Raw genomic sequence first — 23,073 nt, forward strand, 5'->3', positions numbered from 1 at the left:
GGATATACTTTAAGCCTGCTTCAACCATTTTAATTTAAAATAAAATCCCAACAAATAAGGATTAGTAATGATACCTACTTTTGTGAAGTTGATGTTAATGGCGGCATCGGATAAAGATTAATATTTTTTTATATTTTGAAATGTAATGAATGTGATTTGTTAGATTTCTTAAATTGTTTTGATTCTGAACCTTTTTTCCCTTTGAGATACAGCTTATTTAGGCTTATAAATCTTATGGTTTTCGGTTAATATGTTATGGTTAGTAAGACCCTTAAGAGTTAGTTTCGTTGATGATTATCAATGATTGTTTTTATAACTCACTGTTATTCATCATGTTTACTGGCTTATTTTAAAACGTACAGCAATCTTCCTGGCGCATTATCGTGACGACGCTTCTTGCCACTTCCTACGCAAGGCTTCGCTCGGGGGGAGTCCGATAAATAGCTACAGGCTAAAGGATATATTGTTAAAAGGAACTGTTGCTGACTCTGGCAACAGACAATTTTAATACTGACACTCGTCAGGCAGTCATTCGTCAGCGATTGGTGAAAGATGATTAAAGGATTAGCCTGAAATTTTTGAGTGCAGCATCAATAAGGCAGGCCGGTCTCCGAACCTGTAAGTGGATTAATATGATAAATGCCAATCGTCCGATACTGAACCTCGATCTCGATCTGCTGAGAACGTTTGTTGCTGTTGCCGATCTGAGTACCTTTGCCGCCGCCGCCGCTGCGGTATGTCGAACCCAATCCGCCGTGAGCCAGCAGATGCAGCGTCTGGAGCAGCTGGTGGGAAAGGAGCTCTTCGCCCGTCATGGGCGAAATAAGCTGCTGACGGAGCATGGAATCCAGCTGTTGGGCTATGCGCGAAAAATTCTGCGATTTAATGATGAAGCATGCACATCGCTAATGTTTAGCCCGCTTCAGGGGCAACTGACGCTGGGCTCATCTGATGAATCGGCGGACACCATTCTTCCTTTTTTACTAAACCGAATTAGCTCGGCCTATCCGAAGCTGGCTCTTGACGTGCGCGTGAAGCGTCATAGCGTTATGGGCGATATGTTGCGGAACAAAGAGGTCGACCTGGCGCTGACCACGCATCCGCTGGAAGGCTTTACCTCGACGGTGCTGCGTACCTCACCTACGCTTTGGTACTGTGCGTCCGAATTTATGCTGCGTCCTGAAGAGCCGCTGCCGCTGGTGCTGCTTGACGATCCGAGCCCGTTCCGCGATACGATTATTAAAACGCTGGATGCCGCAGGCATGCCATGGCGATTGGCCTATGTCGCCTCGACGCTCTCAGCCGTTCGCGCGGCGGTGAAGGCAGGGCTTGGCGTCACTGCGCGTCCGGTGGAAATGATGAGTCCGGATCTGCGTGCGTTGGGTAAAGGCGAGGGGATGCCGGAGCTGCCGGAAACCGAATATATGCTGAGTTATGATGCGCAGAGTGAAAACGAGCTGACGCAGATGATCTTCCAGTCTCAGGAACCGCGCCACAATCCCTGGCCCTCAGCGGGAATGTATACCCCGGAAGACGGAGAAAATACCATCATGTTTGAAAGGGACATTGATTAACATTCCGGTTGAAAAGTGGTAACAAAATGTAAGTGCAAAAAAGAATCGTAGACGATAAAAAACGAGTTTGCGGTTCTTTTTTTGTGCTTTTGCGATACCGAAGAAAAAATGAATCTAATAATGTGATAATAATCATGTAATTAGAAATATTTCATCCATCAATTCCCCCTTCACCAAACGCGATGTCATATCACCTGCTAATGTTAAAAAAACGGATAGATTGTTGCCGTTTTACAGGGCGAATTAACAAAAGCGTGTCTTAGATCAAGAAAATACCTCTCTTTGGGGGGATGAATCATCAGAAAATCCTGTCAAAATAGAGGGGTAATTCCGGTTAATGCTACAATACGGACACGATTCAACAACAGGTAAACCGTAAGGTCTTCTGAAGCGAATCGAATCAAAGGGCACGTAATGTTAATGAAATACCTTTGATGTAAATTAATGTGAGGAAACTTTTGTTAAAGTTGACAAAAGGTTATAGAAAGGAGTAAAAAACCTCAACATTTTGCGGTCTACGTTTCCAATTGGGCTGTTTGTAGGTTTTTTAATCCTCCCCATGAATCGATGTAGCGTCCATCTGCCGGTAAGAGCAGAGCAGGTCGTGCTACTTATTTGGTAAAGCTTTGCGTATGTCAACATCCACTGAAATCATCGCTCATCACTGGGCATTCGCTATCTTTCTGATCATTGCCATTGGCCTGTGTTGCCTGATGTTAATCGGCGGCTGGTACCTTGGCGGTCGCGCGCGCGCGCGAAGCAAAAACACCCCGTTTGAATCGGGTATCGACTCCGTTGGCTCCGCACGTTTGCGCCTGTCGGCCAAGTTTTATCTGGTCGCGATGTTCTTCGTCATCTTCGACGTGGAAGCGCTCTACCTGTACGCCTGGTCAACGTCCATCCGTGAAAGCGGTTGGGTTGGCTTTATCGAAGCCGCCATTTTCATATTTGTGCTGCTCGCCGGCCTGGTTTACCTCGTTCGCATTGGCGCGCTGGATTGGACGCCAGCACGTTCTCGCCGCACGCTGGTTAACCCGGAAACCGACAGCGTCACTAACCGTAATACGCAGTAAAAGCGAGGCAATAAGATGGATTATACGCTCACCCGCATAGATCCTAACGGTGAGAACGACCGTTACCCTCTGCAAAAGCAGGAGATTGTCACCGATCCCCTGGAGCAAGAGGTGAACAAAAGCGTGTATATGGGGAAACTCGAACACGCGATGCACGATATGGTCAACTGGGGTCGTAAGAACTCAATCTGGCCATACAACTTCGGCCTTTCTTGCTGCTACGTTGAAATGGTGACGTCATTCACTGCGGTGCATGACGTTGCGCGTTTTGGTGCGGAAGTTCTGCGTGCCTCCCCGCGTCAGGCAGACCTGATGGTGGTGGCCGGAACCTGCTTCACCAAAATGGCCCCGGTAATACAGCGCCTGTATGACCAGATGCTGGAGCCGAAATGGGTTATCTCGATGGGTGCCTGCGCCAACTCCGGCGGCATGTACGACATCTACTCCGTGGTGCAGGGCGTCGATAAGTTTATTCCTGTCGATGTGTATATCCCTGGCTGCCCACCCCGTCCGGAAGCCTACATGCAGGCGCTGATGCTGCTGCAGGAATCGATTGGTAAAGAGCGTCGCCCGCTGTCGTGGGTGGTTGGCGATCAGGGCGTTTACCGCGCCAATATGCAGTCGGAACGCGAGCGTAAACGCGGCGAACGCATTGCAGTGACCAATCTGCGCACGCCTGACGAGATTTAATTTGCGCCTGCGGGCGGTGGCATTTTGACTTCGCAAATCAACATACAACAGCGCGAAGGCCACTCCCGGCAGTCACCACGGACCTTTTGCAATGGTGAACAATATGACCGATTTAACCGCGCAAGAAGCGGCCGCATGGCAAACCCGCGATCACCTTGATGATCCGGTCATCGGCGAACTGCGCAACCGTTTTGGGCCGGATGCATTTACCGTTCAGGCCACCCGCACCGGGGTTCCTGTCGTTTGGGTTAAGCGTGAACAGCTGCTGGAAATTGTCGATTTCCTGAAGAAGTTGCCGAAACCTTACGTCATGCTGTTCGACCTGCACGGTATGGACGAACGCCTGCGTACTCACCGCGACGGTTTACCGGCCGCGGATTTTTCCGTTTTCTACCACCTGATCTCCATCGACCGCAACCGCGACATCATGCTCAAGGTAGCGCTGTCTGAAAACGATCTGAACATACCGACGCTGACCAAACTTTTCCCGAACGCCAACTGGTATGAGCGTGAAACCTGGGAAATGTTCGGCATCACCTTTAACGGTCACCCGAACCTGCGTCGCATCATGATGCCGCCGACCTGGGAAGGCCACCCGCTGCGTAAAGACTACCCGGCGCGCGCCACTGAATTCGATCCGTTTGAGCTGACTAAAGCCAAGCAGGATCTGGAAATGGAAGCGCTGACCTTCAAACCGGAAGAGTGGGGGATGAAGCGTGGGACCGAAAACGAGGACTTTATGTTCCTTAACCTCGGCCCAAACCACCCGTCTGCGCACGGTGCATTCCGTATTATTTTGCAGCTTGATGGCGAAGAGATTGTCGACTGCGTACCGGACATCGGCTACCACCACCGTGGCGCTGAGAAGATGGGCGAGCGTCAGTCCTGGCACAGCTACATTCCGTACACTGACCGTATCGAGTACCTCGGCGGCTGCGTGAACGAAATGCCGTACGTGCTGGCGGTGGAGAAACTGGCGGGGATTACCGTGCCGGATCGCGTCAACGTGATTCGTGTGATGCTCTCTGAACTGTTCCGCATCAACAGCCATCTGCTGTACATCTCAACGTTCATTCAGGACGTCGGCGCGATGACCCCGGTCTTCTTCGCCTTCACCGACCGCCAGAAAATCTATGACCTGGTGGAAGCGATTACCGGTTTCCGTATGCACCCGGCCTGGTTCCGTATTGGCGGCGTCGCGCACGACCTGCCGCGCGGCTGGGATCGCCTGCTGCGTGAATTCCTTGAGTGGATGCCGAAGCGTCTTGATTCCTACGAGAAAGCGGCGCTGCGTAACACCATTCTGAAAGGCCGCTCCGTCGGCGTTGCCGCCTATACCGCGAAAGAAGCGCTGGAGTGGGGCACTACCGGTGCCGGCCTGCGTGCAACCGGTATTGGCTTCGACGTGCGTAAATGGCGTCCATACTCTGGTTACGAAAACTTCGACTTCGAAATCCCGACCGGCGGTGGCGTTTCTGACTGCTACACCCGCGTGATGCTGAAAGTGGAAGAGCTGCGCCAGAGCCTGCGTATTCTTCAGCAGTGCCTCGACAATATGCCGGAAGGGCCGTTCAAGGCGGATCATCCGCTGACCACGCCGCCGCCAAAAGAGCGCACGCTGCAACACATCGAAACCCTGATTACCCACTTCCTGCAGGTTTCCTGGGGCCCGGTGATGCCGGCGCAGGAATCTTTCCAGATGGTGGAAGCCACCAAGGGTATCAACAGTTACTACCTGACCAGCGACGGCAGCACCATGAGCTATCGTACCCGAATCCGTACCCCGAGCTATGCGCACCTGCAGCAGATTCCGGCGGCGATTCGCGGCAGCCTGGTATCCGACCTGATTGTCTATCTGGGTAGTATCGATTTTGTTATGTCAGACGTGGACCGCTAATTATGCACGAGAATCAACAACCACAAACCGAGGCTTTTGAGCTGAGTGCGGCAGAGCGTGAAGCTATTGAGCACGAGAAGCACCACTACGAAGACCCGCGTGCGGCGTCCATTGAAGCGCTGAAAATCGTTCAGAAGCAGCGCGGCTGGGTACCGGACGGCGCGATTTACGCTATCGCTGATGTGCTGGGTATCCCGGCAAGCGACGTAGAAGGCGTCGCGACCTTCTATAGCCAGATTTTCCGCCAGCCGGTGGGACGCCACGTCATTCGCTACTGCGACAGCGTGGTGTGCCACATTACGGGTTATCAGGGTATTCAGGCCGCCATTGAGAAGAAGCTGAACATCAAACCGGGTCAAACCACCTTTGATGGCCGTTTCACTCTGCTGCCGACCTGCTGCCTGGGCAACTGCGACAAGGGGCCGACCATGATGATTGATGAGGATACTCACAGCCATCTGACGCCGGAAGCCATTCCTGACCTACTGGAGCAGTATAAATAATGAAAAATATTATTCTGACTCCCGAAACCCATCCGCTGACCTGGCGTCTTCGCGACGACAAGCAGCCGGTGTGGCTGGAAGAGTATCAGGCGAAAAACGGTTATGCCGGCGCGCGTAAAGCGCTCGGCGGCATGGCGCCGGACGAAATCGTCAACCAGGTCAAAGACGCTGGCCTGAAAGGGCGCGGCGGCGCGGGCTTTTCTACCGGCCTGAAGTGGAGCCTGATGCCGAAAGACGAATCCATGAACATCCGTTACCTGCTGTGTAATGCCGATGAAATGGAGCCGGGCACCTATAAAGACCGCCTGCTGATGGAACAGCTGCCGCACCTGCTGGTGGAAGGCATGCTGATTTCCGCGTTCGCCCTGAAGGCGTACCGCGGCTACATCTTCCTGCGCGGCGAATATATTGAAGCGGCACAGCATCTGCGTCGCGCCATTGCCGAAGCGACCGAAGCGGGGCTGCTTGGGAAAAATATCCTTGGCACCGGTTTTGATTTTGAGCTGTTCGTGCACACCGGGGCAGGGCGCTACATCTGCGGCGAAGAAACGGCGCTGATTAACTCCCTCGAAGGCCGTCGTGCTAACCCGCGCTCCAAGCCGCCGTTCCCGGCGAGCTCCGGCGTGTGGGGTAAACCGACCTGCGTCAACAACGTGGAAACGCTGTGTAACGTCCCGGCTATCCTGGCGAACGGCGTCGAGTGGTACCAGAACATCTCGAAGAGCAAAGATGCGGGTACCAAGCTGATGGGCTTCTCTGGCCGCGTGAAAAACCCGGGCCTGTGGGAGCTGCCGTTTGGCACCACTGCGCGTGAAATCCTTGAAGACTACGCTGGCGGCATGCGTGATGGCCTGAAATTCAAGGCCTGGCAGCCGGGCGGCGCGGGCACTGACTTCCTGACCGAAGCGCACCTTGATCTGCCGATGGAATTCGAAAGCATCGGTAAAGCGGGCAGCCGTCTGGGTACGGCGCTGGCGATGGCCGTCGACCACGAGATTGGCATGGTATCGCTGGTGCGTAACCTGGAAGAGTTCTTCGCCCGCGAGTCGTGCGGCTGGTGTACGCCGTGCCGCGACGGTCTGCCGTGGAGCGTGAAAATTCTGCGCGCCCTTGAAAAAGGGGAAGGGCAGCCTGGCGATATCGAGACACTTGAGCAACTGTGTCGATTCTTAGGCCCGGGGAAAACCTTCTGCGCGCATGCGCCTGGCGCGGTTGAACCGCTGCAGAGCGCCATTAAATATTTCCGCGACGAATTCGAGGCAGGCATTAAGCAGCAGTTCAGCAACACTCATGCAATTCATGGGATTCAGCCGAACCTGCTTAAGACGCGCTGGTAATCTAAAGATTTATTTATTTTGGAAGCACGCTAATGGCTACGATTCATGTAGACGGCAAAGAATACGAGGTTAATGGAGCGGACAACCTGCTACAGGCATGTCTCTCTATGGGCCTTGATATTCCGTACTTTTGCTGGCACCCGGCGCTTGGGAGCGTCGGTGCTTGCCGCCAGTGTGCGGTGAAGCAATATCAGAACGCGGAAGACACGCGTGGTCGCCTGGTGATGTCCTGTATGACTCCGGCATCCGACGGCACCTTTATTTCTATCGACGACGCAGAAGCGAAGCAGTTCCGCGAGAGCGTGGTGGAGTGGCTCATGACCAACCACCCGCACGACTGCCCGGTCTGTGAAGAAGGCGGCAACTGCCACCTTCAGGATATGACCGTGATGACCGGCCATAGCTTCCGTCGCTATCGCTTTACTAAACGTACCCACCGTAATCAGGACCTGGGGCCGTTCATCTCTCACGAAATGAACCGCTGCATCGCCTGCTATCGCTGCGTGCGTTACTACAAAGATTACGCTGACGGCACCGACCTGGGTGTGTACGGCGCGCACGATAACGTCTACTTCGGTCGTCCGGAAGACGGTACCCTGGAAAGCGAATTCTCCGGTAACCTGGTCGAAATTTGCCCGACCGGCGTGTTTACCGACAAAACGCATTCCGAGCGCTACAACCGTAAGTGGGATATGCAGTTTGCGCCAAGCATCTGCCAGCAATGTTCGCTGGGCTGTAACACCAGCCCGGGTGAACGTTACGGCGAACTGCGTCGTATCGAAAACCGTTACAACGGTACCGTAAACCACTACTTCCTCTGCGACCGCGGTCGTTTCGGCTATGGCTATGTGAACCTGAAAGACCGTCCGCGTCAGCCGGTTCAGCGCCGTGGCGATGACCTGATCGCGCTGAACGCCGAACAGGCGATGCAGGGCGCGGCAGATATTCTGCGCCAGTCTAAGAAGGTTATTGGTATCGGCTCCCCGCGCGCCAGCATCGAAAGCAACTTCGCGCTGCGCGAGCTGGTTGGGGCGGAAAACTTCTACACCGGTATCGCCGAGGGCGAGCAGGAACGTCTGCAACTGGTGCTGAAAGTGCTGCGTGAAGGCGGTATTCATACCCCAGCGCTGCGCGAAATTGAATCCTATGATGCGGTGCTGGTGTTGGGTGAAGACCTGACGCAAACCGGCGCGCGCGCGGCTCTGGCGGTACGTCAGGCGGTGAAAGGCAAAGCGCGTGAAATGGCGGCGGCGCAGAAAGTGGCTGACTGGCAGATTGCGGCGATCCTCAACATCGGCCAGCGCGCGAAGCATCCGCTGTTTGTCACCAACGTCGACGATACCCGTCTTGACGACATCGCGGCCTGGACCTACCGCGCGCCGGTGGAAGATCAGGCACGCCTTGGTTTTGCTATCGCGCATGCGCTGGACAATAGCGCGCCGGCCGTTGAAGGCCTGGATCGCGACCTGCAAAACAAGATCGATGTGATCGTCCAGGCGCTGGCCGGGGCGAAGAAACCGCTGATCGTTTCCGGCACCAACGCCGGTAGCGCGGAGATTATTCAGGCGGCAGCCAACGTGGCGAAAGCCCTGAAGGGCCGTGGCGCCGACGTTGGCGTAACCATGATCGCGCGTGCGGTGAACAGTATCGGTTTGGGCATGATTGGCGGCGGTTCTCTGGAAGCGGCGTTAAGCGAGCTGGAATCCGGCGCGGCAGACGCGGTCGTGGTGCTGGAAAACGACCTGCATCGCCACGCTTCTGCGGCACGCGTTGACGCCGCGCTCGCCAAAGCGCCGCTGGTGATGGTGATTGACCATCAGCGCACCGCGATTATGGACAAAGCGCATCTGGTCCTCTCTGCGGCAAGCTTCGCCGAAAGCGACGGAACGGTTATCAACAACGAAGGCCGCGCACAGCGCTTCTTCCAGGTGTATGACCCGGCGTACTACGACAGCAACACCGTGATGCTCGAAAGCTGGCGCTGGCTGCACTCGCTGCACAGCACCGTGCAGAGCCGTGAAGTGGACTGGACGCAGCTCGATCACGTTATTGATGCGGCTATCGAGAAGCTGCCGCAGCTGGCGGGCATTAAAAATGCCGCGCCGGACGCCAGCTTCCGTATCCGCGGTCAGAAACTGTCGCGTGAACCGCACCGCTACAGCGGTCGTACGGCGATGCGCGCCAACATCAGCGTGCACGAGCCGCGTCAGCCGCAGGATAAAGACACCATGTTTGCCTTCTCGATGGAAGGGAACAACCAGCCGTCAGCGCCACGTTCGCAAATCCCGTTCGCCTGGGCGCCGGGCTGGAACTCCCCGCAGGCATGGAACAAGTTCCAGGCCGAAGTGGGCGGCAAACTGCGCCACGGCGATCCGGGCGTGCGTTTGATTGAAGCATCGGAAAGCGGTCTGGAATTCTTTACCACCGTTCCGGCAAGCTTCCAGGCGCAGGAAGGCAACTGGCGTATTGCGCCGTACTACCATCTGTTCGGTAGCGACGAAATGTCCCAGCGCTCTCCGGTGTTCCAGAGCCGTATGCCGCAGCCGTACATCAAGCTGAACCCGGCAGATGCCGCGAAGCTTGGCGTTAACGCGGGCGCGAATATCGCCTTTAGCTACGACGGCCAGACCATCGTTCTCCCGCTGCTCATCTCTGAAGGGCTGGCGGCAGGGCAGGTGGGCTTACCGATGGGCTTGCCGGGCATTGCGCCGGTGCTGGCGGGTGCGCGCCTTGATAATCTGCAGGAGGCAAAAGCATGAGTTGGTTAACGCCGGATCTGATTGAGATCCTCCTCAGCATTGTTAAAGCCGTGGTCATCCTGCTGGTGGTGGTCACCTGCGGGGCGTTCATGAGCTTCGGCGAACGTCGCCTGCTGGGTCTGTTCCAGAACCGCTACGGGCCGAACCGCGTGGGCTGGGGCGGTTCGCTCCAGCTGGTTGCGGACATGATCAAGATGTTCTTTAAAGAAGACTGGGTACCGAAATTCTCGGACCGCGTCATCTTTACGCTGGCACCGATGATCGCCTTTACCTCGCTGCTGCTGGCCTTCGCCATTGTGCCGGTCAGCCCAAGCTGGGTGGTCGCCGACCTCAATATTGGCGTCCTGTTCTTCCTGATGCTGGCAGGCCTCGCGGTGTACGCGGTGCTGTTCGCCGGCTGGTCGAGTAACAACAAATACTCCCTGCTGGGGGCGATGCGTGCGTCTGCGCAGACCCTGAGCTACGAGGTGTTCCTCGGTCTGTCCCTGATGGGCGTGGTGGCACAAGCCGGTTCATTCAATATGACCGACATCGTTAATAACCAGGCTCACCTGTGGAACGTGATTCCGCAGTTCTTCGGCTTCATTACCTTTGCGATTGCGGGCGTAGCGGTGTGTCACCGTCACCCGTTTGACCAACCGGAAGCCGAGCAGGAACTGGCTGATGGTTACCACATTGAATATTCCGGCATGAAATTCGGTCTGTTCTTCGTGGGGGAATACATCGGTATCGTTACCGTATCGGCGATGATCGTGACGCTGTTCTTCGGTGGCTGGCAAGGCCCGTTCTTACCGCCGTTCATCTGGTTCGCGCTGAAAACCGCGTTCTTCATGATGATGTTCATTTTGATTCGCGCCTCATTACCGCGTCCGCGTTATGACCAGGTAATGTCCTTCGGCTGGAAAGTGTGCCTGCCGCTGACGCTGATCAACTTGCTGGTAACGGCGGCTGTCATTCTGTGGCAGGCGCAATAAGGGGCGAATAGACCATGACCTTAAAAGAATTACTCGTAGGCTTCGGCACCCAGGTACGCAGTATCTGGATGATTGGCCTGCATGCGTTCGCCAAACGCGAAACGCAAATGTACCCGGAAGAGCCGGTTTACCTGCCGCCGCGCTATCGTGGCCGTATCGTGCTGACGCGCGACCCGGACGGCGAAGAGCGCTGCGTGGCCTGTAACCTGTGCGCGGTAGCCTGCCCGGTCGGCTGTATCTCTCTGCAGAAAGCAGAGACCAAAGATGGCCGCTGGTATCCGGAGTTTTTCCGCATTAACTTCTCGCGCTGCATTTTCTGCGGCCTGTGTGAAGAAGCGTGCCCGACCACGGCGATTCAGTTGACCCCGGACTTCGAGCTGGGCGAATACAAACGTCAGGATCTGGTGTACGAAAAAGAGGATCTGCTGATTTCCGGTCCGGGTAAATACCCGGAATATAACTTCTACCGGATGGCGGGTATGGCAATCGACGGCAAAGATAAGGGCGAAGCAGAGAACGAAGCTAAGCCTATCGACGTCAAGAGCCTGTTACCGTAAGGAGAGGGGCAATGGAATTCGCTTTTTATATCTGTGGCCTGATTGCTGTCCTCGCGACGCTGCGAGTGATTACGCACACTAACCCGGTACATGCGCTGCTGTATCTGATTATCTCGCTGCTGGCAATTGCCGGGGTGTTCTTCTCGCTGGGCGCGTATTTCGCCGGTGCGCTGGAGATCATCGTGTACGCGGGCGCCATCATGGTGCTGTTCGTCTTCGTGGTGATGATGCTGAACCTGGGCGGCGCTGAAATCGCTCAGGAACGTGAGTGGTTGAAGCCGCAAATCTGGATTGGCCCGGCGATTTTGTCCGCCGTGCTGCTGGCGGTGATGGTTTACGCCATCATCGGCCTGAATGACCAGGGCATCGACGGAAACGCCATCAGCGCGAAAGAAGTCGGTATCGCACTGTTCGGGCCGTACGTTCTGGCGGTAGAACTGGCGTCGATGCTGCTGCTGGCCGGGCTGGTGGTGGCCTTCCACATTGGCCGTGAAGACCGTCCGGGCGAAGTGCTGAGCAACCGTTCCGGCGATAGCGCGAAAAGGAAAACGGAGGAACACGCATGATTCCTTTACAACATGGGCTGATCCTCGCCGCGATTTTATTCGTGCTGGGTTTAACCGGCCTGGTTATCCGCCGTAACCTGCTGTTTATGCTGATTGGGCTGGAAATCATGATTAACGCCGCCGCGCTGGCCTTTGTGGTCGCCGGCAGCTACTGGGGCCAGACCGACGGTCAGGTGATGTATATCCTCGCCATTACCCTTGCGGCTGCGGAAGCAAGTATTGGCCTGGCGCTGCTGCTGCAGCTCCATCGTCGCCGCCAGAACCTGAACATCGATTCAGTATGTGAGTTGCGCGGATGAACATGCTTGCCTTAACCATTATTTTCCCGTTAATTGGCTTTGTCCTGCTGGCCTTCTCCCGCGGGCGCTGGTCAGAAAACCTGTCCGCCACCGTGGGGATTGGCTCGATTGGTCTGTCCGCGCTGGTCACGGCGTACGTCGGCATCGACTTCTTCGCTAACGGCAAACAGGCGTTCAGCCAGCCGCTGTGGACGTGGATGTCCGTCGGTGATTTCAATATCGGTTTCAACCTGGTGCTGGACGGCCTGTCGCTGACCATGCTCTCGGTAGTAACCGGGGTCGGCTTCCTGATCCACATGTTCGCCTCCTGGTACATGCGCGGTGAAGAGGGTTACTCCCGCTTCTTCGCCTACACCAACCTGTTTATCGCCAGCATGGTGGTTCTGGTACTGGCCGATAACCTGCTGCTGATGTATCTGGGCTGGGAAGGCGTGGGCCTGTGCTCCTATCTGCTGATCGGTTTCTACTATACCGATCCGAAGAACGGCGCGGCGGCGATGAAAGCCTTCGTGGTAACTCGTGTGGGTGACGTGTTCCTCGCGTTCGCGCTGTTCATTCTCTACAACGAGCTGGGCACGCTGAACTTCCGCGAAATGGTGGAACTGGCGCCGGCGCACTTTGCCGCAGGCAATAACATGCTGATGTGGGCAACGCTGATGCTGCTGGGTGGTGCCGTCGGTAAATCCGCGCAGCTGCCGTTGCAGACCTGGCTTGCGGACGCGATGGCCGGCCCGACGCCGGTCTCCGCGCTGATCCACGCCGCCACCATGGTCACCGCGGGTGTCTACCTGATTGCCCGTACCCACGGCCTGTTCCTGATGACGCCGGAAGTGCTGCATCTGGTGGGTATCGTTGGAGCGATTACGCTGGTGCTGGCAGGCTTTGCCGCGCTGGTGCAGACCGACATCAAACGTGTACTCGCGTACTCCACCATGAGCCAGATTGGCTACATGTTCCTGGCGCTGGGCGTGCAGGCGTGGGATGCGGCCATTTTCCATCTGATGACCCACGCGTTCTTCAAAGCGCTGCTGTTCCTGGCGTCCGGCTCGGTGATTCTGGCCTGTCATCACGAACAGAACATCTTCAAGATGGGCGGCCTGCGTAAGTCGATTCCGCTGGTGTATGCCTGCTTCCTGGTCGGTGGCGCCGCGCTCTCTGCGCTGCCGCTGATTACCGCGGGCTTCTTCAGTAAAGACGAAATCCTTGCCGGGGCGATGGCTAACGGTCATATCAATCTGATGGTGGCGGGTCTGGTCGGTGCGTTCATGACCTCGCTGTACACCTTCCGTATGATCTTCATCGTCTTCCACGGTAAAGAGCAGATTCATGCGCACGCAGGGAAGGGGATTACCCATCACCTGCCGCTGATTGTGCTGATGGTGCTGTCGACCTTCGTGGGCGCGCTGATTGTGCCGCCGCTGCACGGCGTACTGCCGGCGACGACCGAACTGGAACATGGCCGCGTGCTGACGCTGGAAATCACCTCAGGCATCGTGGCGATTGCCGGTATCCTGATTGCCGCATGGCTGTGGCTGGGTCAACGTACGCTGGTGACCTCTATCGCCAACAGCGCGCCGGGCCGTCTGCTGGGTACCTGGTGGTACAACGCCTGGGGCTTTGACTGGCTGTACGACAAAGTGTTCGTTAAGCCATTCCTGGGCATCGCCTGGCTGCTGAAGAGCGACCCGCTCAACGCGCTGATGAACATTCCGGCGATCCTTTCCCGCTTTGCTGGCAAAGGCCTGGTGCTGAGCGCGAACGGTTATCTGCGCTGGTATGTTGCGTCAATGAGCATTGGTGCCGTGGTGGTGCTGGCGCTGTTGATGGTATTGCGTTAATTCGTTGGGGAGGGTTTTCCTCCCCATGAAAATGTCGTGCTGTTTTCCTGTTCCGGCGAGCGATGTCGCCACCGGATAGTTGAATAAGGAAATGAATTGCCATGTTATTACCCTGGCTAATACTGATTCCCTTTATTGGCGGTTTCCTCTGCTGGCAGACCGAACGCTTTGGCGTGAAGATGCCGCGCTGGATAGCGCTGATTACCATGGGACTGACGCTGGCGCTTGGCCTGCAGCTGTGGCTGCAGGGCGGCTACTCACTCACGCAATCTGCCGGTCTGCCGCAGTGGCAGTCTGAGTTCATCCTGCCGTGGATCCCGCGTTTTGGGATCACTATCCACCTTGCTATCGACGGCCTGTCGCTGCTGATGGTGGTGTTGACCGGTCTGCTGGGTGTGCTGGCGGTGCTCTGTTCCTGGAATGAAATCCAGAAATACCAGGGCTTCTTCCACCTCAACCTGATGTGGATCCTGGGCGGCGTTATCGGCGTGTTCCTCGCCATCGACATGTTCCTGTTCTTCTTCTTCTGGGAGATGATGCTGGTGCCGATGTACTTCCTGATCGCGCTCTGGGGCCATAAAGCCTCCGACGGTAAAACGCGTATCACGGCGGCCACCAAGTTCTTCATCTATACCCAGGCAAGCGGTCTGGTGATGCTGATTGCCATCCTGGCGCTGGTGTTCGTGCACCACGATGCGACCGGCGTATGGACCTTCAACTATCAGGATCTGCTGAAGACCCCGATGTCCCACAGCGTGGAATATCTGCTGATGCTCGGCTTCTTCATCGCTTTTGCGGTGAAAATGCCGGTGGTTCCGCTGCACGGCTGGCTGCCAGACGCGCACTCTCAGGCACCTACCGCCGGTTCCGTTGACCTCGCCGGTATCTTGCTGAAAACCGCGGCCTACGGTCTGCTGCGCTTTGCGCTGCCGCTGTTCCCGAATGCTTCCGCCGAGTTCGCGCCTATCGCCATGTGGCTGGGTGTCATCGGTATCTTCTACGGCGCGTGGATGGCGTTTACCCAGTACGATATCAAACGTCTGATTGCTTACACCTCCGTTTCCCACATGGGCTTCGTGCTGATTGCTATCTATACCGGCAGCCAGCTGGCGTACCAGGGCGCGGTGATTCAGATGATTGCGCACGGTCTGTCCGCGGCCGGCCTGTTCATTCTGTGTGGCCAGCTGTACGAGCGCCTTCATACCCGTGACATGCGTCAGATGGGCGGTCTGTGGAGCAAAATTAAGTGGCTGCCGGCGCTGTCAATGTTCTTTGCCGTCGCGACGTTGGGGATGCCGGGTACCGGTAACTTCGTCGGCGAATTTATGATCCTGTTCGGCAGCTACCATATCGTGCCGGTGATTACGGTGATTTCCACCTTTGGTCTGGTCTTCGCTTCAGTGTATTCACTGGCGATGCTGCACCGGGCGTACTTCGGCAAAGCGAAGAGCGAAATCGCGGCAAAAGAGCTGCCAGGGATGTCGCTGCGCGAGCTGTTCATCGTGCTGTTGCTGGTCGTGCTTCTGGTTCTGCTGGGCTTCTACCCGCAACCGATTCTCGACACGTCACATTCTGCGATGGGCAACATCCAGCAGTGGTTTGTTAATTCTGTTTCAACTACAAGGCCGTAATTCGCCATGACAATAACTCCACAACAACTGATCGCGCTGTTACCGCTGCTGATCGTCGGCTTGACGGTGGTGGTTGTGATGCTCTCCATTGCGTGGCGACGCAATCACTTCCTCAATGCCACGCTGTCGGTCATTGGGCTTAACGCTGCGCTGGTGTCGCTCTGGTTTGTTGGCCAGGCGGGCGCGATGGACGTCACCCCGCTGATGCGCGTTGACGGTTACGCGATGCTCTACACCGGGCTGGTGCTGCTGGCGAGCCTGGCGACCTGCACTTTCGCCTATCCGTGGCTTGAGGGCTACACCGATAACCGGGAAGAGTTCTATCTGCTGGTGCTGATTGCCGCGCTGGGCGGCATTCTGCTGGCTAACGCCAACCATCTGGCGGCGCTGTTCCTTGGGATTGAGCTTATCTCTCTGCCGCTGTTCGGTCTGATTGGCTACGCTTTCCGCCAGAAACGTTCGCTGGAAGCGAGCATCAAATACACCATTCTGTCCGCTGCCGCATCGTCGTTCCTGCTGTTCGGTATCGCGCTGCTGTACGCGCAGTCTGGCGACCTGTCGTTCCTGGCGCTCGGTAAGAGCCTCAGCGACAACATGCTGCACGAACCGCTGCTGCTGGCAGGCCTTGGGATGATGATTGTTGGTCTGGGCTTCAAGCTTTCGCTGGTGCCGTTCCACCTGTGGACGCCAGACGTTTACCAGGGCGCGCCTGCGCCGGTCTCCACCTTCCTGGCGACCGCCAGCAAGATTGCCATCTTCGGGGTGGTGATGCGTCTGTTCCTGTACGCGCCGGTAGGCGACAGCGAAGCGGTACGCGTGGTGCTGGGGATTATCGCCTTCGCCTCTATCATATTCGGTAACCTGATGGCGCTGAGCCAGACCAACATCAAACGTCTGCTGGGTTACTCCTCTATCTCCCACCTCGGCTACCTGCTGGTGGCGCTGATTGCGCTGCATAGCGGTGAGATGTCGATGGAGACCGTTGGCGTTTACCTGGCCGGTTACCTGTTCAGCAGCCTCGGCGCGTTCGGCGTCGTCAGCCTGATGTCCAGCCCGTACCGTGGCCCGGATGCAGATTCCCTGTACTCCTACCGTGGTCTGTTCTGGAACCGTCCGATTCTGGCGGCGGTGATGACGGTGATGATGCTGTCGCTGGCCGGTATCCCGATGACCCTCGGCTTTATCGGTAAGTTCTACGTGCTGGCTGTCGGCGTCCAGGCGCACCTGTGGTGGCTGGTTGGCGCGGTGGTGGTTGGCTCCGCGATTGGCCTCTACTACTACCTGCGCGTTGCCGTGAGCCTGTACCTCAGCGCACCTCAGCAGCCGGGCCGCGATGCGCCGTCTAACTGGCAGTACAGCGCGGGTGGTATCGTGGTGCTGATCTCCGCGTTGCTGGTGCTGGTGCTGGGTATCTACCCGCAGCCGCTGATTAACATCGTTCAGCTGGCGATGCCGCTGATGTAATCCAGCGTGATGATGTCAATAACCGCCGATTTATCGGCGGTTTTTTTATGCGTGAAAGCGTGTAGGGTAGTCGCATATAAATCTGAATGGAGCCGCTAATGAGAACGCAAAAAAGATGTCTGGGACACGTGGCCATTGTGGTCGACGACTACGACCGCGCGATTGAGTACTACACGGACAAACTGGGGTTCACGCTTATTGAAGATACGCCACAGCCGGGTAAACGCTGGGTGGTGGTATCACCCAACCCGGAAAGCGACTGCAATCTTCTGCTGGCGCGCGCGTCCAACGAACGGCAGGAAGGTTTTATCGGTAACCAATGCGGCGGAAGAGTCTTTCTGTTCCTACAGACCGATGATTTCTGGCGCGATTACCATGCCATGAAGGCGAAAGGCGTGCATTTCTGCGAAGCGCCGCGCGAGGAGGAGTACGGTACGGTGGTGGTGTTTGAAGATCTGTATGGCAACCGCTGGGATCTTTATCAGAACGCGTAGACCGCGTGATGACAGGCGATCCTGGCGATCGCCTGTGTGTTGTGAGGTTACTTCGCCGCCAGCTCGCGACGAATGATTTCCGCCCCCGCGCTCAGCGCGTTGAGCTTGCCCTGGGCCACGTGGCGCGGCAGCGGTGCCATGCCGCAGTTAGTTGACGGATACAGTTTGTCGGCATCCACAAACTGCAGGGCTTTGCGCAGGGTATCGGCAACTTCTTCCGCCGTCTCGACGGTATGGTTGGCGACGTCAATGGCCCCGACCATCACCTTTTTACCGCGAATCAGTTCCAGCAGGTCCATCGGCACGCGGGAGTTATGGCACTCCAGCGAGATGATATCGATATTCGACGCCTGCAGCTTCGGAAACGCTTCTTCATATTGACGCCACTCGTTGCCCAGCGTCTTTTTCCAGTCGGTATTGGCTTTAATACCGTAGCCATAACAGATATGCACGGCGGTTTCGCATTTCAGCCCCTCAATCGCGCGCTCCAGCGTGGCGATGCCCCAGTCGTTAACTTCATCAAAGAAGACGTTAAAGGCCGGCTCGTCAAACTGGATAATGTCCACGCCCGCCGCTTCCAGCTCGCGCGCTTCCTGATTGAGGATTTTGGCAAATTCCCAGGCCAGCTTTTCGCGGCTTTTGTAGTGGGCATCGTACAGGGTATCGATCATGGTCATCGGCCCCGGCAGCGCCCATTTTATCGGCTGTGTGGTGAGCTGGCGCAAATAACGCGCGTCGTCCACAAAGACCGGTTTTTTACGCTCGACGGCACCGACCACGGTCGGCACGCTGGCATCGTAGCGATTACGAATTTTCACCACTTCGCGTTTTTCAAAATCGACGCCGCTGAGGTGCTCAATAAAGGTGGTGACAAAATGCTGACGGGTTTGCTCACCGTCGCTGACAATATCAATTCCGGCCCGGAGCTGATCGTCCAGTGACAAACGCAGCGCATCCTGTTTGCCCAGAATTAACTCTTCATTCTGTAATTTCCACGGCGACCACAGCGTTTCCGGCTGCGCGAGCCAGGACGGTTTTGGTAAGCTGCCAGCCGTTGATGTCGGGAGCAATGTTTTCATAATAGATAACCTTTCAATGTGAATTCATTAAAGCGCGTAGTCGGCTGACCATTGCTCAAGAATATGTTTGTACGGTTTGATAAAGTGTTCTTCGGTGAATTTGCCTTGCTCAATGGCGAGCCGGCTGCGTTCTTCCCGGTCGTAAACAATTTTGGTTAATGAATGATCCTGCTGACTCAGATTCGGCTGATAGTGCAAACCTGCCGCGGAGTTAGCGTTATAAATTTCCGGACGATAAATTTTCTGGAAGGTCTCCATCGTGCTGATGGTGCCGATCAGTTCCAGGTCGCTGTAGTCGCTCAGCAAATCGCCGGTAAAGAAGAAGGCCAGCGGCGCGACGCTGTTTTTCGGCATGAAATAGCGCACCTTCAGGCCCATCTTGCTGAAATAATGTTCGGTTAACGAGGTGCCGTGCTGCTGGTATTCAATCCCCAGAACCGGATGCTGATTGCCGGTCTGCTGATAGGCGTTCTTATTGGATACGCTAAGGCAGATGACCGGCGGTTTTTTAAACTGTGCTTTGTATTCTGCTGAATTAACGAAATGCTTAAAGATGTTGCCATGCAAATCGCCAAAGTTTTCCGGGATCGTAAATTCAGTGCGATGCTTATTATGCTCCAATAGCAGGACGCTAAAGTCATAATCGCGAACGTAAGATGAGAAGTTATTGCCAACAATCCCTTCAATTCGTTCGTTGGTTTTTTTATCAATAATATTGGTTTTCAGAATTTCAATGGCTGGAAAGGCGGTGCCCGCAATATGCATTTCAACGGAAATAATATCCAGCTCAACGGAATAACGATCGCCTTGCGGATTATCCCAGTACGCTAAGTTATTGAAGCGATTATCAATCATCTTGAGCGTATTACGTAAGTTCTGCTGACGGTTTTCACCGCGTGCAAGATTGGCAAAATTAGTCGTGATACGGGTATTCTCAGAAGGATTATAATTTTCGTCGAAAAGGCTGTGCTTAATAGTAAAAGTAAAATCGTTATTCATGGCAGTCTTGCCTCCTGAGTCGGGAAATGAAAACCGAGCCTGTTGATGATTCAGCGTGTTTTGCTTCACGCATCCGGCGGCTTCATGTTGCCAATAAGTTAATAATGTGTATTTTATGCCAGAGCCTCTGGAGGAGTGAAAGCGACTTAATTTCATTGCAACATGAGACATCTTCATGATGCGCTAGCGCTACGGCGGTTTTTCTCAACATCACCCGGCGCCACTCGACGAGGCGCATAACGCCCTGACCTGGTAAATCCCGCCAAACGCACCTATAGTCGTGACAGATTTCCCGCAACAGGACTCAGCAATGCGCTTTAACGGACTGACCAAAGGTTTCTTTATTTTCATTCTCGCCCTCGTCACCTGGGCATTTTTCGACGTTCTTTCTCCCTATTTTTCCGCCATTCTGTGGGCGGCTATTCTCACCGTGGTGTTCAACCCGGTGAAAAATAAGCTGCGTAGCGCGTTGGGCGAGCGCAACGAGCTGGCATCGCTCATCACGATTGTCATTATTTGCCTGATTGTGTTTATTCCGCTGATGGCGATCCTGTCATCGCTGGCGCTTGAGCTGAACGTGATTTACACCAAGCTGCAGGAGAACAACACGCGTTTTCCGCAGGTCATTGCCAGCATTTTTTCGCATCTGCCACACTGGGCACGCGGTTTTCTGATAGAGCACGACCTGGATAACGTCGCGCAAATTCAGAAAAAACTCTCTGATGTCGCGCTGGCGGGGGGGCAGTACCTGGCCGGCAGCGCGTTCCTGATAGGTAAGGGCACCTTCGGTTTCGCCATTAGCTTCGGCATCATGCTGTATCTGCTGTTCTTCCTGCTAAAAGATGGCCCATATCTGGTGAATCAGATTCTGGACTCGCTGCCGCTGACCGATTTTGTGAAACAGCATCTGTTTGCCAAATTTGTCGGCGTCACCCGGGCGACGGTCAAAGGCACGGCGGTGGTGGCGGTGGTTCAGGGGACGCTGGGCGGCATTGCGTTTGCCATTGTCGGTATTGACGGGAGCGTGCTGTGGGGGGCGTTGATGGCGTTTCTGTCGCTGGTACCCGCCGTGGGTTCGGCGATTATCTGGGTTCCGGCGGCGATATTTCTCTTCGCCACCGACCAGCTGTGGCAAGGGCTCTTTATCGTCGGTTTCTTTATCGTGATTGTCGGGCTGGTGGACAACATTCTGCGCCCGCTGCTGGTGGGGAAAGACACCAAAATGCCTGACTACCTGATCCTGATTACCACCATTGGCGGTATGGAAATTTACGGCATCAACGGCTTTGTCATCGGTCCGCTGATTGCGGCGCTGTTCCTCGCCTGCTGGAACCTGTTCTCCGGGCGTGACCACGCGGGGAACGTTGAAGGGTTGGACGAAGAGTTTATGGCGGAAGGAAAAAATCCTCCAGATGCGTAATGCCATGACGATAACAAAAGGCGGCTACGGCCGCTTTTTTTATTGTCACGCGGAAATGGGCATTTCCTATAATTTCCATGATGCTTATTGAATATTCGTCGCAGAAGGAAGCCATCGGTGAGAATAGCGACCATAACAAACTGGGCCTACGGCGCGACGGTCTGTCTGACTATCGCCTCCGGTATCGTCATGTTGATGGCCTCCAGCGCGGACAATACTGAACGTCAGGCGGTGGCGCAGCGACAGGTGTTCGACCAGCTCACTGAGGAGATCGACAACGACGCCTGGGCGCTATCCGATCTGGCGCGCTTGTACGTCGTCGGCAGAGACCCGGATGTGCTGAAGGAATACCGGCAGAAAGAAACCGCGCTGAAATCGATTGAACACCGATTATCAAAACTGAACGACGTCGGGGCGACGGGCGAGGAGCTGGCGCTGTTGCACGAGGGCGTGCAGATTGTCGATGCGCTGCAGGACGAGCAGCAAGCGGCGCTGGCCAATATGGCGCGCGGTGAAACCGCACAGGCGATGGCGCTGCTTTACGGCAAAATTTATGAGCAGGAGTTGGACCGCGCGCAGGAACGACTCGATCACTTCCGCCAGCTTCTGGATAACCGCGCGCGCGATGCCATTGACGATGCGACGCGGGCGTCCCGCACGCTGCGCACGCTGTCGGAAGTGATGGTGGGGCTGACGGCGCTGCTGTTTTTATTCGTGCTGGGCTTTATTTTACAACACCGCGTACTGCGCCCGGTCGTGCGTTTGAGCGACGTGGTGCACCGGCTGGCATCGCAGGATTATGCCGTGGAAACGCCCGACTTCAAGCAAATTGATGAAATTGGCGATATGGCGCAGGCGGTGCGTATTTTCCGCGAAAACGGCCTGGCCCGGCAGCAGCTGGAGAAAGAGCGCGATGCCAACTGGGCGATACGCGAACTGCTGGCGCGGATGACTCAGCGCCTACAAGGCTGCGAGAATTTTGACGACGTCATTAACGTCGCGGAGCTGTTCGCGCCGAACATTGCGCCCGGCGTGGCCGGACGGCTGTTTGTTCTCGACCGCGATCCCTGGCAGATGCGCTGTGTTGCCGAGTGGCTATCGCCGGAGGGGAAAGCGAGTCCTTTCCACCCGGATGAATGTTGGGCGGTACGTCGCGGCCAAAGCCATCCGCCGGTGCACGGCGAGCCGGATATCGGCTGCTACCATCTGCCGGAGACGTGCCACAGCCATTCCCTGTGCGTACCGCTGATTGCCCAGGGCGAGGCGATTGGGCTGCTCTCATTCCAGAATCTCAATGAGCAAACCGCCTCGACACGCGCCTATCTGGAGCTGATGGCGGAGGCGCTGGGGCTGGCCCTGGCCAACCAGCGGCTGCGCGACGCGCTGCTGGAAAAAGCGCTGTACGACCCGCTGACCGGGCTGCGTAATCGCCACCACCTCGAAGATATGCTGGGCACTCAGTTGAACCTGGCCATGCGCAGCAAAGAACCGCTCAGTTGCTTGATGATCGATATCGATCACTTTAAACACATTAACGACCGGTTTGGCCACGAGGCGGGGGATGGGGTGATTAAAAGCGTCGCCGCGATTATTCAGCGTGTGGTGCGCGATCAGGGCACGGCTTTCCGCTACGGCGGTGAAGAGTTCCTGGTGCTGCTTAACGGCATGGATGAAGAGGCCGCCAGCCGCGTTGCCACCGATATTTATAACGGCGTGCGCGAGATGGCGCTGCGTTTTGCCGGGACGGATATTGGCCACGTGGACGTCTCGATCGGCGTCGCCAGCTACCCGGAACATGTCCAAAGTGACAACCTGCTGCGCGCTGCCGACGTGGCGCTCTATCGCGCGAAAGAGCTGGGGCGGGCGCGAATTGTCAGCTTTGGCATGCTGGAGGCCGGATGACCGGCATTGCGCTGGAC

General features: G+C 55.9%; 19 protein-coding genes. 17 read left to right on the plus strand and 2 right to left on the minus strand.

The window, feature by feature from the left end:
• The first annotated feature begins 632 nt into the window (after nucleotides 1-632).
• The 15 genes from lrhA (at nucleotide 633) to NNN71_RS07685 (ending at nucleotide 17,656) form a co-directional block, all read left to right on the plus strand.
• A complete protein-coding gene (lrhA, locus tag NNN71_RS07615) occupies nucleotides 633-1,574 on the plus strand; it encodes a transcriptional regulator LrhA (protein WP_271458225.1) in 942 nt (313 codons plus the stop codon).
• A gap of 626 nt (nucleotides 1,575-2,200) precedes the next feature.
• Complete coding sequence (gene nuoA, locus NNN71_RS07620) at nucleotides 2,201-2,647, plus strand: NADH-quinone oxidoreductase subunit NuoA (RefSeq protein ID WP_064543881.1); 447 nt, start codon at nucleotides 2,201-2,203, stop codon at nucleotides 2,645-2,647.
• Between the two features lie 15 nt (nucleotides 2,648-2,662).
• Nucleotides 2,663-3,337 carry an NADH-quinone oxidoreductase subunit NuoB gene (nuoB, locus tag NNN71_RS07625; protein WP_003861482.1) on the plus strand — a complete coding sequence of 225 codons (675 nt, stop codon included), beginning with the start codon at nucleotides 2,663-2,665 and terminating at the stop codon, nucleotides 3,335-3,337.
• Between the two features lie 91 nt (nucleotides 3,338-3,428).
• The gene (gene nuoC, locus NNN71_RS07630; protein WP_163449085.1) at nucleotides 3,429-5,234 is read left to right on the plus strand and encodes an NADH-quinone oxidoreductase subunit C/D; all 1,806 of its coding nucleotides are present in this window, start codon (nucleotides 3,429-3,431) and stop codon (nucleotides 5,232-5,234) included.
• A 2-nt stretch (nucleotides 5,235-5,236) separates the two neighbouring features.
• Nucleotides 5,237-5,737, plus strand: a complete 501-nt coding sequence (gene nuoE, locus NNN71_RS07635; RefSeq protein ID WP_002913160.1) for an NADH-quinone oxidoreductase subunit NuoE — start codon at nucleotides 5,237-5,239, stop codon at nucleotides 5,735-5,737.
• A complete protein-coding gene (gene nuoF, locus NNN71_RS07640; RefSeq protein WP_065355793.1) occupies nucleotides 5,737-7,074 on the plus strand; it encodes an NADH-quinone oxidoreductase subunit NuoF in 1,338 nt (445 codons plus the stop codon). Before nuoE ends, nuoF begins: the two co-directional genes overlap by 1 nt.
• A 32-nt stretch (nucleotides 7,075-7,106) precedes the next feature.
• Nucleotides 7,107-9,833, plus strand: a complete 2,727-nt coding sequence (gene nuoG, locus NNN71_RS07645; protein ID WP_271458226.1) for an NADH-quinone oxidoreductase subunit NuoG — start codon at nucleotides 7,107-7,109, stop codon at nucleotides 9,831-9,833.
• Complete coding sequence (gene nuoH / locus NNN71_RS07650) at nucleotides 9,830-10,807, plus strand: NADH-quinone oxidoreductase subunit NuoH (protein WP_064543888.1); 978 nt, start codon at nucleotides 9,830-9,832, stop codon at nucleotides 10,805-10,807. Before nuoG ends, nuoH begins: the two co-directional genes overlap by 4 nt.
• A gap of 14 nt (nucleotides 10,808-10,821) precedes the next feature.
• On the plus strand, nucleotides 10,822-11,364 hold the full coding sequence (nuoI, locus tag NNN71_RS07655; protein WP_000172742.1) for an NADH-quinone oxidoreductase subunit NuoI: 543 nt from the start codon (nucleotides 10,822-10,824) through the stop codon (nucleotides 11,362-11,364).
• 11 nt (nucleotides 11,365-11,375) lie between these two features.
• The gene (nuoJ, locus tag NNN71_RS07660; protein WP_163449082.1) at nucleotides 11,376-11,930 is read left to right on the plus strand and encodes an NADH-quinone oxidoreductase subunit J; all 555 of its coding nucleotides are present in this window, start codon (nucleotides 11,376-11,378) and stop codon (nucleotides 11,928-11,930) included.
• Nucleotides 11,927-12,229 carry an NADH-quinone oxidoreductase subunit NuoK gene (nuoK, locus tag NNN71_RS07665; protein ID WP_271458227.1) on the plus strand — a complete coding sequence of 101 codons (303 nt, stop codon included), beginning with the start codon at nucleotides 11,927-11,929 and terminating at the stop codon, nucleotides 12,227-12,229. The genes nuoJ and nuoK overlap by 4 nt, the downstream gene beginning before the upstream one ends.
• A complete protein-coding gene (gene nuoL, locus NNN71_RS07670; protein WP_065355791.1) occupies nucleotides 12,226-14,067 on the plus strand; it encodes an NADH-quinone oxidoreductase subunit L in 1,842 nt (613 codons plus the stop codon). Before nuoK ends, nuoL begins: the two co-directional genes overlap by 4 nt.
• Before the next feature lie 101 nt (nucleotides 14,068-14,168).
• Entirely contained in the window at nucleotides 14,169-15,698 is a 1,530-nt protein-coding gene (gene nuoM / locus NNN71_RS07675; protein ID WP_167575349.1) for an NADH-quinone oxidoreductase subunit M, read from the plus strand.
• Nucleotides 15,699-15,704: 6 nt separating this feature from the next.
• A complete protein-coding gene (gene nuoN, locus NNN71_RS07680) occupies nucleotides 15,705-17,162 on the plus strand; it encodes an NADH-quinone oxidoreductase subunit NuoN (protein ID WP_163449080.1) in 1,458 nt (485 codons plus the stop codon).
• Between the two features lie 98 nt (nucleotides 17,163-17,260).
• Entirely contained in the window at nucleotides 17,261-17,656 is a 396-nt protein-coding gene (locus NNN71_RS07685) for a VOC family protein (protein ID WP_163449079.1), read from the plus strand.
• A 47-nt stretch (nucleotides 17,657-17,703) separates the two neighbouring features.
• On the opposite strand, the gene NNN71_RS07690 is transcribed toward NNN71_RS07685, so the two are convergent.
• Entirely contained in the window at nucleotides 17,704-18,735 is a 1,032-nt protein-coding gene (locus NNN71_RS07690) for a methionine synthase (protein ID WP_163449078.1), read from the minus strand.
• Between the two features lie 27 nt (nucleotides 18,736-18,762).
• Nucleotides 18,763-19,734 carry a DUF1852 domain-containing protein gene (locus NNN71_RS07695; protein WP_271458228.1) on the minus strand — a complete coding sequence of 324 codons (972 nt, stop codon included), beginning with the start codon at nucleotides 19,732-19,734 and terminating at the stop codon, nucleotides 18,763-18,765.
• Nucleotides 19,735-20,044: 310 nt separating this feature from the next.
• On the opposite strand from NNN71_RS07695, the gene NNN71_RS07700 reads away from it, so the two are divergent.
• Both NNN71_RS07700 and NNN71_RS07705 read left to right on the plus strand, forming a co-directional pair.
• The gene (locus NNN71_RS07700; RefSeq protein ID WP_064543904.1) at nucleotides 20,045-21,154 is read left to right on the plus strand and encodes an AI-2E family transporter; all 1,110 of its coding nucleotides are present in this window, start codon (nucleotides 20,045-20,047) and stop codon (nucleotides 21,152-21,154) included.
• 117 nt (nucleotides 21,155-21,271) lie between these two features.
• Entirely contained in the window at nucleotides 21,272-23,056 is a 1,785-nt protein-coding gene (locus tag NNN71_RS07705) for a diguanylate cyclase (protein WP_271458229.1), read from the plus strand.
• Nucleotides 23,057-23,073: the final 17 nt, after the last annotated feature.

The organism is Kluyvera sp. Awk 3, from assembly GCF_028069715.1.
Classification (GTDB): domain Bacteria; phylum Pseudomonadota; class Gammaproteobacteria; order Enterobacterales; family Enterobacteriaceae; genus Kluyvera; species Kluyvera georgiana_A.

Bases quoted from the DNA above. Each gene is read 5' to 3' on its own strand.
- lrhA (WP_271458225.1), top strand. From the start codon at position 633: ATGATAAATGCCAATCGTCCGATACTGAACCTCGATCTCGATCTGCTG.
- nuoB (WP_003861482.1), top strand. From the start codon at position 2,663: ATGGATTATACGCTCACCCGCATAGATCCTAACGGTGAGAACGACCGT.
- nuoC (WP_163449085.1), top strand. From the start codon at position 3,429: ATGGTGAACAATATGACCGATTTAACCGCGCAAGAAGCGGCCGCATGG.
- nuoE (WP_002913160.1), top strand. From the start codon at position 5,237: ATGCACGAGAATCAACAACCACAAACCGAGGCTTTTGAGCTGAGTGCG.
- nuoF (WP_065355793.1), top strand. From the start codon at position 5,737: ATGAAAAATATTATTCTGACTCCCGAAACCCATCCGCTGACCTGGCGT.
- nuoG (WP_271458226.1), top strand. From the start codon at position 7,107: ATGGCTACGATTCATGTAGACGGCAAAGAATACGAGGTTAATGGAGCG.
- nuoH (WP_064543888.1), top strand. From the start codon at position 9,830: ATGAGTTGGTTAACGCCGGATCTGATTGAGATCCTCCTCAGCATTGTT.
- nuoI (WP_000172742.1), top strand. From the start codon at position 10,822: ATGACCTTAAAAGAATTACTCGTAGGCTTCGGCACCCAGGTACGCAGT.
- nuoJ (WP_163449082.1), top strand. From the start codon at position 11,376: ATGGAATTCGCTTTTTATATCTGTGGCCTGATTGCTGTCCTCGCGACG.
- nuoK (WP_271458227.1), top strand. From the start codon at position 11,927: ATGATTCCTTTACAACATGGGCTGATCCTCGCCGCGATTTTATTCGTG.
- nuoL (WP_065355791.1), top strand. From the start codon at position 12,226: ATGAACATGCTTGCCTTAACCATTATTTTCCCGTTAATTGGCTTTGTC.
- nuoM (WP_167575349.1), top strand. From the start codon at position 14,169: ATGTTATTACCCTGGCTAATACTGATTCCCTTTATTGGCGGTTTCCTC.
- nuoN (WP_163449080.1), top strand. From the start codon at position 15,705: ATGACAATAACTCCACAACAACTGATCGCGCTGTTACCGCTGCTGATC.
- NNN71_RS07685 (WP_163449079.1), top strand. From the start codon at position 17,261: ATGAGAACGCAAAAAAGATGTCTGGGACACGTGGCCATTGTGGTCGAC.
- NNN71_RS07690 (WP_163449078.1), bottom strand. From the start codon at position 18,735: ATGAAAACATTGCTCCCGACATCAACGGCTGGCAGCTTACCAAAACCG.
- NNN71_RS07695 (WP_271458228.1), bottom strand. From the start codon at position 19,734: ATGAATAACGATTTTACTTTTACTATTAAGCACAGCCTTTTCGACGAA.
- NNN71_RS07700 (WP_064543904.1), top strand. From the start codon at position 20,045: ATGCGCTTTAACGGACTGACCAAAGGTTTCTTTATTTTCATTCTCGCC.